11 protein-coding genes are annotated in these 15,690 nt (G+C 41.9%); 4 read left to right on the top strand and 7 right to left on the bottom strand.

What is annotated here, in order from left to right:
- The first annotated feature begins 35 nt into the window (after positions 1–35).
- The 4 genes from ruvA to NZ848_RS19580 all read left to right on the top strand — a co-directional run bounded on the left by ruvA (position 36) and on the right by NZ848_RS19580 (position 9,666).
- Positions 36–629 carry a Holliday junction branch migration protein RuvA gene (ruvA, locus tag NZ848_RS19595; protein ID WP_253535066.1) on the top strand — a complete coding sequence of 198 codons (594 nt, stop codon included), beginning with the start codon at positions 36–38 and terminating at the stop codon, positions 627–629.
- 190 nt (positions 630–819) lie between these two features.
- Entirely contained in the window at positions 820–8,073 is a 7,254-nt protein-coding gene (gene sov, locus NZ848_RS19590; protein ID WP_259016941.1) for a T9SS outer membrane translocon Sov/SprA, read from the top strand.
- 68 nt (positions 8,074–8,141) lie between these two features.
- Positions 8,142–8,858: an SDR family NAD(P)-dependent oxidoreductase gene (locus NZ848_RS19585; RefSeq protein WP_259016940.1), complete on the top strand. Its 717-nt coding sequence runs from the start codon at positions 8,142–8,144 to the stop codon at positions 8,856–8,858.
- A 1-nt stretch (position 8,859) separates the two neighbouring features.
- On the top strand, positions 8,860–9,666 hold the full coding sequence (locus NZ848_RS19580; protein ID WP_259016939.1) for a hypothetical protein: 807 nt from the start codon (positions 8,860–8,862) through the stop codon (positions 9,664–9,666).
- On the opposite strand, the gene NZ848_RS19575 is transcribed toward NZ848_RS19580, so the two are convergent.
- From NZ848_RS19575 to NZ848_RS19545, 7 genes are all read right to left on the bottom strand, one after another.
- Positions 9,648–10,346: a 2-C-methyl-D-erythritol 4-phosphate cytidylyltransferase gene (locus NZ848_RS19575; RefSeq protein ID WP_259016938.1), complete on the bottom strand. Its 699-nt coding sequence runs from the start codon at positions 10,344–10,346 to the stop codon at positions 9,648–9,650. The two genes, NZ848_RS19580 and NZ848_RS19575, sit on opposite strands and share 19 nt — an antisense overlap.
- Positions 10,347–10,437: 91 nt before the next feature.
- Entirely contained in the window at positions 10,438–11,490 is a 1,053-nt protein-coding gene (gene queA / locus NZ848_RS19570; protein ID WP_101727173.1) for a tRNA preQ1(34) S-adenosylmethionine ribosyltransferase-isomerase QueA, read from the bottom strand.
- A gap of 192 nt (positions 11,491–11,682) precedes the next feature.
- On the bottom strand, positions 11,683–12,471 hold the full coding sequence (locus NZ848_RS19565; RefSeq protein WP_259016937.1) for a PhzF family phenazine biosynthesis protein: 789 nt from the start codon (positions 12,469–12,471) through the stop codon (positions 11,683–11,685).
- A gap of 19 nt (positions 12,472–12,490) precedes the next feature.
- The gene (gene gldF / locus NZ848_RS19560; RefSeq protein ID WP_259016936.1) at positions 12,491–13,213 is read right to left on the bottom strand and encodes a gliding motility-associated ABC transporter permease subunit GldF; all 723 of its coding nucleotides are present in this window, start codon (positions 13,211–13,213) and stop codon (positions 12,491–12,493) included.
- Between the two features lie 3 nt (positions 13,214–13,216).
- On the bottom strand, positions 13,217–13,732 hold the full coding sequence (locus NZ848_RS19555; RefSeq protein WP_253535051.1) for a DUF4199 domain-containing protein: 516 nt from the start codon (positions 13,730–13,732) through the stop codon (positions 13,217–13,219).
- A 49-nt stretch (positions 13,733–13,781) separates the two neighbouring features.
- Entirely contained in the window at positions 13,782–14,312 is a 531-nt protein-coding gene (locus NZ848_RS19550; protein ID WP_259016935.1) for a DUF4199 domain-containing protein, read from the bottom strand.
- 23 nt (positions 14,313–14,335) lie between these two features.
- Positions 14,336–15,616 carry a dihydroorotase gene (locus NZ848_RS19545; RefSeq protein WP_259016934.1) on the bottom strand — a complete coding sequence of 427 codons (1,281 nt, stop codon included), beginning with the start codon at positions 15,614–15,616 and terminating at the stop codon, positions 14,336–14,338.
- Between the last annotated feature and the right edge of the window lie 74 nt (positions 15,617–15,690).

The raw sequence follows: 15,690 nt of genomic DNA, 5'->3' as shown, positions 1-15,690 counted from the left end.
CCACGCTTACAGGCTACTTTGTGCTGTAGAATATTATGATTGCTTATCTAGACGGTAAACTGGCTTTCAAAGACCCTACCTTTGTAATTATTGATGTGGCAGGTGTAGGTTATCATGTAAAAATTTCGCTTCAGACCTACGCAGCGTTGCACAATACAGGTGAAAGATGCAAACTGCATACCCTGCTGATAATAAGAGAAGATGCACATACACTCTATGGCTTTTACGACAACGCCGAGAAAGAACTGTTTGAAGACCTCATCAGTGTGTCTGGAATAGGGCCGGGTACAGCCATAATTATGCTTTCATCGCTTTCGTCGGGTGAAATTAAACATGCCATTGTTTCAGAAGATGTACGCACCATTCAAAGCATAAAAGGCATTGGCCTGAAAACCGCCCAAAGAGCCATTATTGAACTGAAAGACAAACTTAAAAAAGAGTCGTTGCTGGGCGGCACCACAGCAAATATATTTGCGCCTGCCAATGCTGCTTTGCGCAGCGAAGCCCTTACGGCATTGGTTACGTTAGGGTTTCAAAGAGCCGCAGCTGAAAAAAGCATTGATGCCATTCTGAAAAAAGAAGGTAACGACCTGACATTAGAACAACTGATTAAACTGGCGCTGAGATAATACCAGACGCAAACTGGCGGCAAAGGTTTTTTTAATGAAAAATATCCATTTTTGCTATGATAGAATTTAACAGGTCTGAACATCTGTGAATAAGAATAAACAAACGCGCAATTTTTTCTGATTTATAACAGACTACAGGTAAGTTTTTAGTCGTTAAATTCAAAATACCTATTGATACTCCCCAAAATTTATGCTCGGACAGCCATTTGGAAAAAATTATATATTCTTTTATTTTTTTGTTGTCAGCTTTGGATTGATAAGTGAAGATGCGGAGGCTCAAATAGGAGGCAGGAGAAGAAATACCACAACAAAAACTGATAATTCCCGAACGGATTCGCTGGTTGCCCCGGCGATTGATACCGTTATTGTACGTACGGGCCGCCAACCGGCTTACAGATGGCAGGACAGATACCTGAACAGGTACTCTCAAAGTACGCCGCAATCGCCGTTTTATCTGAAAGACCCCGGCAATATACGTAACGATTTCAGTATTTCTCCCAACTCAAAAGAAATTTCAATTACTGAAAAAGCCGGAAAAAACCTTGATTATAAAATACCACAGGCATTATCGTTCAATGAGTATTCAAGTCTGCAGAATGCTTATGTTAGAAAAAGTATACTTCGCGAATATGAAAACCTGCAGGACGGTAAAAGCGCCACCACTGACCGTGGCCTGAGACCTCTGCTGCAAAAAGGCAACCTGGTAGACCGCATTTTCGGCAGCAGCATGATTGAGCAGCTAAAGCCAAACGGTTTCGTAACGCTCGACTTCAAAGTTATTCATCAGTTTATTGATAATCCTTTGCTCCCAATCATTCAGCGCAGGCAAACGCGCTTCAATTTCGACGAGCAGATTAATATCAACTTTAATGGCCAGATAGGTGAAAAACTGGGTATGCTTACCAACCTCGACACCAAAGCGGCTTTTAACTTCGAAAATCAACTAAAGCTGAACTTTAAAAACGGACCGGAAGATATTATTCAGAAAGTAGAAGCCGGCAATATAAGCATGCCTGTTAAAAGCCAGTTAATACCCGGGGTTCAGAACCTGTTCGGGGTGAAAACAGCCTTTACATTCGGCAAATTAGATTTAACGGCCGTGGTAGCACAGCAGCGTTCAAAAACCGAGTCAATCATCCTGAACGGCGGTGCACAAAACCGCTCTTTTGAAATAAGAGCCGATAGCTACGAAGAAAACCGGCACTTTTTTCTTGCGCAGTTTTTCAGAAGCAACTATGAAAGAGCCTTGCGCAACCTGCCTTTGGTGCTTTCGGGCGTAAGGGTTACCCGTATTGAAGTTTACGTTACCAACCGCACCAATACGGTTGAATCGATGCGAAACCTGATTGGTTTTACAAGCCTGGGTGATACAAAATCTGGCAATAATAGTTATGAGCCTGTAAAAAACCAGGGCAACCCACTTTATAACAGCCTGGTTGATAATCCTGTATTCCGTAAGATAGATGATTCAGGCTCCGGTGATGCCCTGGCATCATTAAACCTTAAAAAAGGAACTGATTATGAAGTTTTAAGAGGTGCCAAACGCCTGACAGAACGTGACTTTAAGTTTAATGCCGAGTTGGGCTATATTTCGTTAGTAACACCGCTCCGTAATGATGAAATTCTTGCTGTTGCGTACGAATACACCTACAACGGCAATACCTACAAAGTGGGTGAGCTGACAGAAGACTATGCCATTCGACCTGAGAATGAAGCCATTATGCTGAAACTCATTAAGTCGTCTACCATACGGAATCGCACCAGCGACCCCATGTGGGATCTGATGATGAAAAACATCTACTCATTAGGCGTGCCCGGTGTTGGTAAGTTGGGTTTTCAGCTTAGAATTATTTATAAAGACGACAAGACAGGCATAGACAACCCCAATTTGCAGGAAGGAAGGAATCTGAAAGATGTACCGCTGGTTAGGGTAATGAACATGGACAACCTTAACCCGAATAATGACCCGCAGCCTGGTGGAGATGGGAATTTTGACTTCATTGAAGACGTTACCATTGATGCCAAAACAGGCAGGTTGATTTTTCCGGTTCTTGAGCCATTCGGTGCAACACTGGATGCCAAATTTGATGCAAGCGAACAGGCACTAAAAGACAAATACGTATTTAGCGAATTATACCGCACTACCCTTGCCGATGCGCAGCAGGTAACCACCAAAAATAAGTTTTTTATACGCGGTAGCCTGCAGGCAAGTAATTCGGCAGAGGTGCCACTCCCATTGGGCGCTTCACCGCAATCTGTCCGGATTTTTGCAGGGGGTATACAATTGCAGGATGGTATTGACTACATGATTGAACCACAATTGGGCCGAATCAGATTTCTGAATCAAAGTGTACTTAACTCGTCGCGCCAGATTAAAATTGACTATGAGAGGCCAGACATGTTCAATACGCAAATCAGAATGATGGTGGGTACCAGGCTTGACTACAACCTGAGCAAAGACATCAGAATAGGCGCCACAGCCATGACCCTCCGCGAAAGTACGCCGGCATTTATGACCCGTACCGCCATTGGGCAAGAGCCGGTTAACAACACCATAGTTGGCCTTGATATCAATTATAGAAAAGATGCCCGGTTTCTGACCAGATGGCTGGATGCCCTGCCGCTGATTCAGACCAAGGAAATGTCGGCTATTCAGTTTGCGGCCGAGTATGCCAAGTTGTTTCCGGCTGTTAATAATAAAAGAACGAATGGCAATGCCATGATTGATGATTTTGAAGCTACCAGAAACATCAATGACCTTACCCGCCAGCCTACCCGTTGGAGACCCGGCACCGTACCGGAGAGTTTACAGGGAAGCCACTCTGGCTATGAGTATAACTATAAAAGAGCAAAAATATCTGTCTACACAATAGACCAGACTACCTATATTGATAACGGTTTTGCGGCAGAAGGTACCCTACCCCCACAGGTGCAGGAGGCAGCCGGCAAGAACCTATACGAAAAAGCGTATAATCCGCTAGAGATTTTCCCGGGGCGGTCAATACCTACTTTCAGCCAGTCGGTACCTGTAAACCTGCTTGATGTTTCTTATTTTCCGGCAGAAAGAGGCATGTATAACTATAATCCGAATCTGACCACCGATGGTTATCTGGCCAACCCGAAGCAGAACTTTGGTTCGGTGATGAGGGGTATAACCGCTGATAATGATTTTGACAACGCCAATACAGAATACCTTACCTTCTGGATGCTGGACCCATTCAAGGATATTGTTAAAGATGGTTCTCCTAACGGAAACAAAATAAACACAACCGGAGGAAAACTGAAATTTCATCTGGGCGACATCTCAGAAGATTTAATACCAGACGGCCGAAATAGCTTTGAAAACGGTTTCCCGGCTAACGAATCAGTAAGCAATTCATCCAGGCCGGTTCAAACCAAATGGGGCTTTGCTCCAAATGTGCAGTTTATGACCGATGCCTTCGACAACCAGCCCGGTTCGCGCGAAAAACAGGATGTGGGTCTGGATGGCTTAAGCAATGCTCAGGAAAGAACTTTTGACCATATCAAAACATTTCTGGATAAATTAAGCCCAACGGCCAGAGAAAAAATAGAAAAAGACCCGTCGGCAGATGACTTCAAGTTCTTTACCGACCCTGAATTCACAGCCAGCCAGTCTTTAATAGAGCGTTTTAAAAACTATCTGGGTATTGAAAACAATTCGCCGCCAAGCAATACCAATTCGGCCACCAGCCCAACGCTGGCCAACTCTGTAACGCCAGACAAAGAAGATATCAACGGCGACAATACAATCAATGACATTGAAAACTACTACGAATACGAAATTAATCTTACACCCGGCAGATTAAGTGTAGGGAACAGCTATATTGTTGACCAGGTAAGCGTAAACGCGCCAAACGGCTCAGAAGCCAAGTGGTACCTTTTTCGGGTACCTGTTAAGCAATTTACCAATAAAGTTGGCGACATTAACGGTTTTAAGTCAATCCGCTTTATGCGTATGATGCTCACCGACTTTGAGCAACCGGTGGTGCTTCGTTTTGCGTCCCTTCAGCTAGAGTCTAATCAGTATCGTGTATATGACAAAAGCCTTACCGAAACCCCGCAGCTATACGATGCCAGGTTTAAAATGGGTGTAGTAAATATTGAAGAAAACGGCTGTGGCGAAGACGGACAAAACTGTAATATAAAAGAAGGGAAAACACCCTATAAGGTTCCTCCGGGATTCATACGCGACCAGGATATTACCCAACAGCAGTTTAATGTAAAATTCAACGAACAATCGATGTCTCTGGCTGTAACAGACCTGCGCAATGGCGATTCCAGAGGCGTGTTCCGCAATACCCGTGTTGACATGCTTAATTATAAAAGATTAAGAATGTTTATTCATGCAGAGAATGAAGCCAACGACCAGAATAAAGTGGGTGGCGCGTTTATCAGAATCGGAACAGATTTGTCGCAGCACTATTACGAAATCGAGATTCCTCAGCTAAAACTAACCCCGAATGGCTCTATTGACGAAAATGTGATCTGGCCTTCAGAAAACTTTATTGACGTAGCCCTGCAAGACCTGGTGGCGCTGAAAGGTGAACGCAACCGCAATGCTGTCAATATCAACAAACCCTACTCTGGTACAACCACCGGCACCAGTGAAAACGGCACAGATGGCAATACTTACAAAATTACCGTTCTGGGGAATCCGGATTTAAGCGCAGTGTTAAGCATAATGATTGGTTTGCGTAACGCATCCACCGGTACTGAGCAATTGAAAACCTATACTATTTGGGCCAACGAATTACGTGCTTATGGCTTTGACCAGACATCCGGCGATGCCGCAATTATGTCGGCCAATATTAAACTGGCTGATATTGCCACGCTTTCGGTAAATGCAAACCTAAAAACCTTTGGTTTTGGTGGTGTGCAGGACCGCATCTCTGAAAGAGCCAGAGAAACCGGAAAAGGAATAGGTATTGCTTCAAATGTTGAAATGGATAAGTTTTTTCCTGAAAAGTGGGGACTTAGAATTCCGTTTTTTGTCAATTTCGACAAACAGACCATTACGCCTCATTTTAATCCGCTAGACCCTGATATGCCACTTGAAAACGCCCTGAACAACATAACAGACGCAGCGCGGCGAGAAGCCTACAGGCGTATGGTAATTGATAACAGCACCCGTAAAGGTTTCAATTTCTCGAATGTAAGAAAGGTAAAAACAAAAGAAGATGCCAAAGCCCATATCTATGATATTGAAAACTTTTCATTTACCTATGCGCAAAACAATGTAAACCGGAGCAATATTCTGATTGATGATTACAGCCTTACCCAAAACAGAGGTGGCTTAACTTATCAGTATCAGCCAAAAGAGATAAAGTGGGAGCCATTCAAAAACAACAAGAAAATGGAACGCCCATTTTTGTATTGGCTGAAAGACTTCAACTTGTCTCCTGTGCCAACGGTAATGGCTTTCAGAACAGACTTTGACAGAAGTTTTGCCAGAACCCAACTCAGAAACTCTGACTTAACCACCAATGGTGTGGTACCTTATTTTGAGAAGTATTTCCTGCTGAACCGCCAGTATGATTTACAGTGGAATTTGTCAAGGAGCATCCTCTTTACTTACACCGCAACTATGAACGCCGTTATTGATGAACCATACGGCGACAATGAGAGTAAATTATTAAGCAATATTGTAAAACCCGGACGAGCCAAAAACTTTAATCAGGAGATGCGCTTTACTTACAGGCTGCCTCTTGATAAGTTCTTCCTGCTGGACTGGGTAACAGGTGATTTTAAATACAATAATAATTTTAATTACCAAGCTATGGCGCTGAACCTGGCAGATGCCAACGGAAAGGCATTTGGCAATACAATCAGAAACGGAAGAGAAACCGGAATAAGAGGAAAAATAGATTTCGTAAAACTTTATAACAAGGTTAAATACCTGCGTTTTGCCAATTCGCCAAATCAGGAAAGAAAAAGATTTACCCGCACCCCGGGTGATGACGAAAACCTGGAAGTAGCGCCAAGCAATGTAGCCAAGTCGTTTACGCGCCTGCTGATGGCAGTACGTGGTATAGACTACGACTACTCCGTTATTGAAACAACCATTCTGCCCGGCTTTATGCCTGAGCCCAAATTCTTTGGTTTAGACGGCTCATACCTTACCTCAGAGAGCATGGGATTTGTACTGGGTAATCAGTACCGTAACCGGGCCTTTATTAATCAGGCCAATGAGAAAGGGTGGTTATCAAAAACTGACCTCATTACTCAACCCTACACGCAGTCTCTGCAACGCAGATTCAGCTACCGGACAACGATTGAGCCATTCAAGGATTTCAGAATGCAGATAAGTGGCAATTTCAGCCGCGGAGATAGCTATCAGGAATATTACGTTTTCAATGCAACAAGCCAACAATATGAAAGAAAGAGCCCTATCAGAACCGGAAACTTCGGTATGTCTTTCTGGGCATTTAATACTTTCTTTGAAAAAATGGAAGTGGGCAATAATTACAGGTATCAGGTTTTTGAAAACATGAAAACCAACCGCGAGATTATCATTAACCGTTTAAATACCATGCAGGCAGGAAGCGGCAATGGTGAAGCAGGCGCCTATGCAGAAAACTCTCAGGATGTGCTTATACCGGCATTTATTGCTGCCTATAGCGGTAAAGATGCCAAAACACTAAACCTGAAGAGGTTCCCATTCTCTGATAAAAAGCTCACAATGCCTATGCCAAACTGGCGCATTGACTATACCGGATTGGCAAATCTTGAGCCTTTCAAAAATGTTTTCAGTTCTATTGCTATCAGCCATAGCTATACTGCCAGCTACAACGTAGGCAATTTTACTTCGTCTTTGTTATATGATGCGCAAAAAATAGACTGGGCACTGGCAGGCTACCCTCTGGCTAGTATAGTGAATGAAAACGTAATGGTGGGTGCGCGTAATCTGTACTTGCCTGCACTAATAATGAGCACCATTTCATTAGAAGAAAAGTTTGCGCCTTTCATCGGCGTACAGTTTACTACCAAAAGTAAGATATCAGGCAGGTTTGACTGGAACCGCGAACGCAGAGCAGTATTGAATCTATCCAATTCGCAGGTGGCTGAGTATAGCAGTTCAGACCTGGTCTTCAATCTGGGATTCAGGAAAAGTGGAGTAAAACTACCTTTGAGAGGCCGGGATGGTAGAGTTGTTACCCTGAAAAATGACCTTAATTTCCAGTTTGCATTCACCATTCGTGACATAAAAGCGATTCAGCGCCGCTTGGACGGAGACCCCCAGCCAACGCAAGGAAACTATAACCTGCAATGGGGGCCAAGAATTACCTATCAGGTAAATAAACGCGTTTTGCTGAACTTCTATGTTGACCACACCAATAATACCCCGTTTGTTACCAACTTCTCGTATCCGCGAAGAACCACTACTGGCGGTATCAACCTCAGATTTAATTTATCAGACCAGTAAAAACCGGAAGTTTATTCATACATTAGGGTTACCGTTTCAAAACTGTAACCCTTTCTTATTATACATCAATGAAAACCATCATTATAGGCGCCACATCGGGCATAGGTCGGGCTTTGGCAGAAAAACTGATTGCACAGGGCAATGAAGTAACCCTAACCGGCCGTCGTTTAGCCTTGCTTGAAGAAATCAGGAATGCCTATCCTGATAAACCGGTGCATATAGCTGAAATGGATATGTCAGATTTTGAAAACGCCAGAAAAATTATGCAAATGCTGGCCGATATCAATGGTGGATTTGACCAGATTATTATTAATGCCGGGGTGGGTTTTGGTAAGGCTACATTTGATGAAGAAATAAAAACCATAGACACTAACGTAAGAGGCTTTGTGGGCATTGCCCAATGGGCTTACGATTATTTTAAAAAGAAAGGTGGCGGGCACATTGTGGGGGTGTCATCAGTTGCGGCTGTGCGTAGCAGTCCTTATGCGCCGGAGTACCATGCCTCTAAAGCCTTTGTTTCGAGCTATATGGAAGGCCTGCGGCTACGTTCGGCAAAAAACAACCATCATATTCAGGTTACAGATATTAGGCCGGGTTTTGTTGATACACCCATGACCAAACAAAATAAAGGTATGTTTTGGGTGGCTACTCCTGAAAAAGCAGCGGCACAGATTGCCAATGCCATAGCAGCTAAAAAAAGTGTGGTTTATGTTACCAAAAGGTATGTTTTATTAGCAACTTTAATGAAAATATTACCCGAATGGTTATTGGCCAAAATCTTCTGAAATGAGACTTCTTCTTCTACTGACTATTTTTCTGGTATTGTTTGTATCTGCCTGCCGTAAGGTTGAAGACCTGGACACCTGCAGGTTGGTAAGGTTTGTACAAGAAAACCCAATCATTAAAACATTTCATTATGATTTTATTATTTTAAAAGATGGCAGAATAGAAAAACTCCTCAGCTTTGACCTTAATGCCAGTAAAGATACAGTCAATAAAGTAATTGCATTTTTTGAGTATGATTCAAAAGGCAGAGTAAAAGCGGTAAGAGATGAGGCAGATTTGAAAAATATAAAAAGATTTGAAGGAACTTATGACGGCCGAGATAATGCCGTTAAAATTGTTCAGACCACCAACGGTGACCCCGATGATGAAATAACCGTGGAATATGACCTACGAAACAGACCCATTAATGTTTTGAGCAGGTATAAGCTGGGTATAAACAGAAGCATTGAATACAATAATCTTGGGAATCCCTTCAGGGTTTTCAGGTCTGACCTGGTCGCCCCGCCTACCATAACCGAACATACCTTCGACAATAAACGCAATTTCTTTTCGGGCATACCAGAAATAAAATTTTACTGGCTTGTACGCCCCCTCAATTCGTTTCTTCCATTCGGCGATAACAACATAGTTTCCTCAAAAGTATTTACTTTTCAGTCAGATTCATTCAAAGAAACTGAAAGCCTGCAATCCAAAAGAGAACTGACTTATAACGACAAGGGGTATCCGGATAAAATCAGAATCATCAGAAACGACCCGCCAGGCACAATATCAAACACTTCTACTTTCAACTACGACTGCCTTAAATAATTTCTTAAGAGCGCTTCTGCCACAATCATATCTTCCGGCGTAGTAATTTTAATGTTTTCGTAGGCTCCGTCAATCAGGTTCACCGAGTAGCCTGCCATTTCACAAACACTGGCACAATCGGTAAAAGAATCCTGCTCGGTCAATGAATAGGCAGCTTTAATCAAACCAGACTGAAATGTCTGAGGCGTCTGCATCAGGCGGTATTTACTTCTTTCAACAGCCAGATTTTTTCCATTATCATCTATTTGCCGTATAGAGTCTTTCAGCGGTACGCTGGTAACTGCACTTCCACTTTCTGCTGCTAAATCAAAAGACTGTTTGATGGTCTGGATATCAATCAATGGTCTTACGCCGTCATGTATGGCAACCAGGGCATCATCAGGCACAAATGCCAAGCCGTTTTTTACAGACTGAAAACGGCTTTTGCCACCAACAACTACTTGCAGCGAATCTAAATGAGGATTGGCGAAGTCTTCATAAGAAATAATTTCGCCCCAGAATTCAATATCTTTCTCTGGCAAAACCAGTATAATCCGGATGCCCTCTACTTGTAGAAACTTTTCAATAGTATGCAACAGTATTGGTTTACCAGATAAGGGCAGAAACTGCTTGGGTATATCGCTACCCATTCGCGAACCGCTGCCACCTGCTACTAAAACAGCAAATTTTTGCTTTTCCATCAGAATGTGTTTTAGGTAATAAACAAACCGGGAAATGAAAGCGCTCTCCATTTCCCGGTTCAATATATAGTTTATTTTCTTAATTCCTGTGTTAAAGAATCAACATCACATCGCCATAAGTAAAGAACTTATACTTTTCTTTGATGGCTTCATGGTAGGCCTGCATAATTAATTCGTAGCCACCAAACGCACAAGCCATCATAATAAGAATAGACTCAGGCAAATGAAAGTTGGTAAGCAGTGAATTGGTAATCTTGAAGTCGTACGGAGGGAAAATGAATTTATCCGTCCAACCGTTATCCACTGGTTTCAGATGATTACTGGCAGATACAGAAGATTCAAGCGCTTTCAGTACGGTAGTACCAATAGCACAAATTTTACCTTCTTTATCTATTGAATCGTTCACTATCTGGCAGGTGTTATCCGGAATAAAGAAATTCTCTGAGTCGGTTTTATGTTTGGTTAAATCCTCAACATCAACCTGACGGAACGTACCTATACCGATATGAAGTGTAACCGGGCAGAAATTAACCCCGTTTATTTCCATGCGGCGTTGCACGTTTCTTGTAAAGTGCATACCGGCAGTTGGTGCCGCTACTGCACCTTCTTTATCTGCAAATATGGTCTGGTATCTTTCGCGGTCCTGGTCAGTAACTTTTCTTTTGATAATATCAATAGGCAACGGCGTTTCACCCAGTTCGTGGATGGTTTTCATCATTTCCTCATGCGAGCCGTCAAAAAGAAAACGGATAGTGCGCCCGCGGGAAGTAGTATTATCTATTACCTCTGCAACCAGGTCGCTATCACCAAAATACAATTTATTACCTACTCTGATTTTTCTTGCGGGGTCAACCAGCACATCCCACAAACGCATTTCTCTGTTCAGTTCACGCAATAAAAAAACTTCAATTTTGGCGCCGGTTTTTTCTTTTGACCCATATAAACGAGCCGGAAAAACTTTGGTATCATTAACTACCAGGGTGTCTTTTTCACCAAAGTAATCAACAATATCCTTAAACATTTTATGTTCTATCTTTTTTGTTTTTCTGTTTACAACCATCATTCTCGCTCCATCGCGTTGTTCAGGAGGATACATGGCCACCAGACTATGAGGCAAATCAAATTTAAATTCTGAAAGTTTCATTTTATAGAATCCCCGATTCCGTAGAGAACGGAAAATTTTTGTTGAATTTCTTCATGTTTGGGGATAAATTTTACCTGCATGAAGAAAAAAAGGTAAAGGAATATTCCCTGGCCTTCAGTTTTTTAGGTCGCAAATGTACTAAATCAAGATAGGGGGTGTCAAGTCTTTTGACATAAATGTTTGAAAATGAGATTAAACGGTTATAGTGCCTTCCAGATAAATTCTGGCTGAGCCTGCAATTAATACCCTGTTTTCATGTATTTTACAAAGAACTTTACCCCTCCTTGCTGAAACCTGCTCGGCCCTCAATGCAAATTTACCGGTTCTTTTTGCCCAATAAGGCACCAGTTTTGTAAAAGCAGAACCTGTTACGGGGTCTTCGTTAACACCTACGGCGGGGCCAAAGAATCTGCAAACAAAATCTAGTTCATCAGAGGCCGCCGGCGCCGTAACAATGATGCCTCTGGCTTTTACCTTTTTCAGTATACCGAAATCAGGTTGCAGGTTTTCAATATCATTTTGTGCGGCATATACCAGTACGTAGTCGTCTGCTGCGCGGTAAATTTCCAAAGGTAATTTACCAATGCCATCTACAAGTAAATCGGGTGCAGAAGCAGGGGTAATTGGCTGTACAGGAAAATCAAGTTCCAATAAATCGCCTGTATTTGTTACTTTTAACACTCCGCTTTTTGACTCAAACAAGATAGCATCTGCATTATAGTTAAGCCTTTTAAACAAAACGCAGGCAGTAGCCAGGGTTGCATGGCCACACAGGGCAACCTCTGCAACAGGCGTAAACCAACGGATATGATAACCGTTATCTGTTGGTACAAAAAAAGCAGTTTCTGAAAGATTGTTTTCAAGTGCAATGTTTTGCATAAGCTCTTCTGGCAACCATTCATTCAGAGGCACTACTGCCGCAGGATTCCCACCAAATAATTTATCAGTAAAGGCATCAACCTGATATATAGGTAATTGCATACGTAGATTTTAATTAATTTCAGCTTTTTTTACCTGAAACCTGAATTTTTGTAAAGTAGAGCATTAAAACAATAATGCTTGTAAAATAGACTAGCGTGCGGGAGTCTACCAGGCCACGGCTGATTGATTCATAATGAAAGCTGAGGCCAAGGTAATCTATTGAATATTGCGTAACCCCATTGAATAGCTGGGCCAGTTGATGAACACCATCATAAAGAATAAAACAACCAACCGAACCCAAAATGAAGGCAACCACCTGGTTATCGGTAAGCGAAGACGTAAACAGCCCGATAGATGCAAATACAGCACCCAGATAAAACAGGCCTATATATGAGCCGATTACCGAAGAAGTATCAATATTGGCCTTGGGGTTACCCAGAACCGACAACGAATAATAATAAAGCAATGTAGGTAAAAGCGCTATTACTATTAAAAAAAACGAGGCCAGAAACTTACCGATAATAATTTGCCAGTCGGTTAGTGGTTTGGTAAATAAAAGCTCAATGGTACCTGATTTAAATTCTTCCGAAAAAAGACGCATGGTAATGGCCGGAATCAGAAAAATAAAAATGTAGGGCGCCAACTGAAAAAAGCTTGTCATGTCGGCAAAGCCGTAGTCTAGCACATTGCCCTCAAAAACCCAGGTAAACAAGCCAGCCAGAACCAGAAAAACCCCGATAACTATGTAGGCCACCAGCGAATTAAGAAAACTACTGAGCTCTTTTCTGAATATATTTAGCATGTATTAAAAATTCATTTCCGGTTTATCTCTCTTCATTATAGCTGATATGATTAAAGAACACACAAAACCAATTAGCATATAAACTAAAAGCCCGATAAGAAACATAAAACCTGGTGTTGTAAAAGGAGCAGATATTTCAATAGCCTGATTAATCTGTTCTTCTGTTAAGCCCTGGGCCTCCCAATTATCACGTTGCAGGTCTTGCATTTGGCCCATGAGGGTTGTATCAATAAAAAAAATGTAAACGTAGGCAAAAACAGAAGAAATTACCCCGGTAACGGCACTAACCAGCGTACCAACGCCAAGCGACTCACCAAAACTAATAAAATTCTCGTTCAAGGCTCTGAACTCCCGGATGGCAAGAATAATACCGAATAAAAGAAAAAGATAATTCACAGCGCTAGAAAAACCGCTTTTGAACAAACCGGTTGTATAGCTTACCACTGAATAAATACCTGTAATTACGGCAATAATAATGCCCCACTTAAGAGCTACACGCGCAGTTGAGGGTTGTTCCATAATTGTTGATTATATTTTAAATTCTAATATAAACTAAAATTATTAAAATTTACGAAATATTGAAGGTATGTCGTCTGAAAATCAAAGAAATAATTGTTACGGCAATAATACAAATCTGTTTTTTGCCTATTTCGTCCAGAAAAACATACCCTGCAGACGGTACCTGTTTAGCCTGTTCCAACAGTTGGGTGTATTCCTGCAAGCCGAAGTTCTTGATATGGCTGTCTCTGATTTTTTCAATGGCCTGTATGTTTTCATTTACCCAAAGCATAATGGCTTCATTACCTGCCAATTGCAAAAAAATGAAATACGATGTGGCAGTAATAAAAGCAGCAAACAAATTGGTAAGAAAACCCACCGAAAAGCCTTCGGTAAAAGTTAAAACGCCTCGGTTAGTGGCCCGGTAGGTCCAGATGGCAATCAGAATAAAAAGAACGTTTATACCAAAGGCCGGTAGTTTGTAACGCCCGAACGGACTTTTATGAATACCATAAAACTGAATAAGCGCCACCAATATACAAATGGCAGCTGCCATGCTTCCATAAAGCAGCGAGTGTCTGATAATTCTGTTCTTTAGCATAATATCTTTTTCAAAAGCAGCGCTCAGGCTACCAGGTTCTTATTCACTACCGCAACTACCTTGCCTTTAAAAGTATGCCCCACAAATGGTGTATTTTTAGATTTTGAGCGGATATCTTTTTCAGTGAAAATCCATTCTAAATCAGGGTTAAACACAGTTAAATTGGCAGGAGACTCTTCTGTTATGGTGTTAGATGTTAAACGCAATAAACCTGCCGGATTAGTGGTAAGCTTGCTTATCAGTTTCTCAATCGATAACTGCCCGTAGGTATTGGCTACCGCAAAAGTGGTTTCAAGCCCTATAATTCCGAAATCTGCCATATCAAATTCCAGGTTTTTAGACTCTTCATCCTGCGGGTTGTGGTCAGACACGATCGCATCAATTGTGCCATCGGCCAGGCCGGCTACTAGTGCTTCTATATCAGTAACGGTTCTGAAAGGCGGATTTACTTTCAGATTCGTATCAAACTCTTTCAAATCAGCATCTGTAAATACAAGTTGATGTGCGGCAATATCGCAGCTGACAGGCAAGCCTTTGGCTTTGGCCTCTCTTATTAATTCTACTGCCCTGGCGGTTGAAATAGTTGAAAAATGCAATGCAGGGTTTTCTTTTTTCTCACTTATCTGGCTGTAAGCATATTCAAGTAATTTCAAGTCGCGCATAATAATCAACTCCTCTGCCGTTGACGGAATACCTTTCATACCCAACAAAGTACTTTCTATGCCTTCATGCATCTGGCCAAACATAGCCAGCGTGGTCTCTTCCGGTCTATTCATCAATAAACCATCTATAGGATATAAATACTGAAGCGTTTTAAGCAGGATGTCGGCATTCCAAAGCGGGTGGTCTCCATCTGTAAAAGCCACGGCACCGGCATGATGAAGGTCAAGCATTTCTGTAAAGTCTTTTCCCTCACAATTTTTTGTTACGGCTGCGGCAGGTAGTATGTCTACCACCTGGGTTTTAGAAAAACCTTTATAATAAGCAATAGATTCTTTGGTTTGAACAACAGGCTTTGTATTAGGTAAGGTAACAACAGTAGTAAAACCACCTGCTGCTGCAGCCCGGCATAAAGAACTTAAATCTTCTTTCGATTCGTACCCGGGGTCTTTCGGCGATACACGCAGGTCTATCCAGCCAGTAGATACATGCAGGTTTTCTCCTTCAATCAGTTTATCTGCTTTTTCGTCTATAAGGTCAGCAATCCTGCTGATTTTACCGTCCTCTATCAGTATATCTTTTATCTGGCTGTTGTAGTCAGATTTGGCGTCTATAATCTTTACAGATTTTAGCAAAGTTTTCATTTTCCTATAAAAATTCAAAAAAAATGCCCTTAGCAGGGCATCTCTGTTTAAAATATCTTCGATTCGAATGTCAT

The sequence above is a fragment of the Emticicia fluvialis genome (assembly GCF_024793945.1).
Classification (GTDB): domain Bacteria; phylum Bacteroidota; class Bacteroidia; order Cytophagales; family Spirosomataceae; genus Emticicia; species Emticicia fluvialis.
The sequence above is the reverse complement of the archived record's forward strand: the minus strand, read 5'-3'. Positions and strand labels throughout refer to the sequence as shown.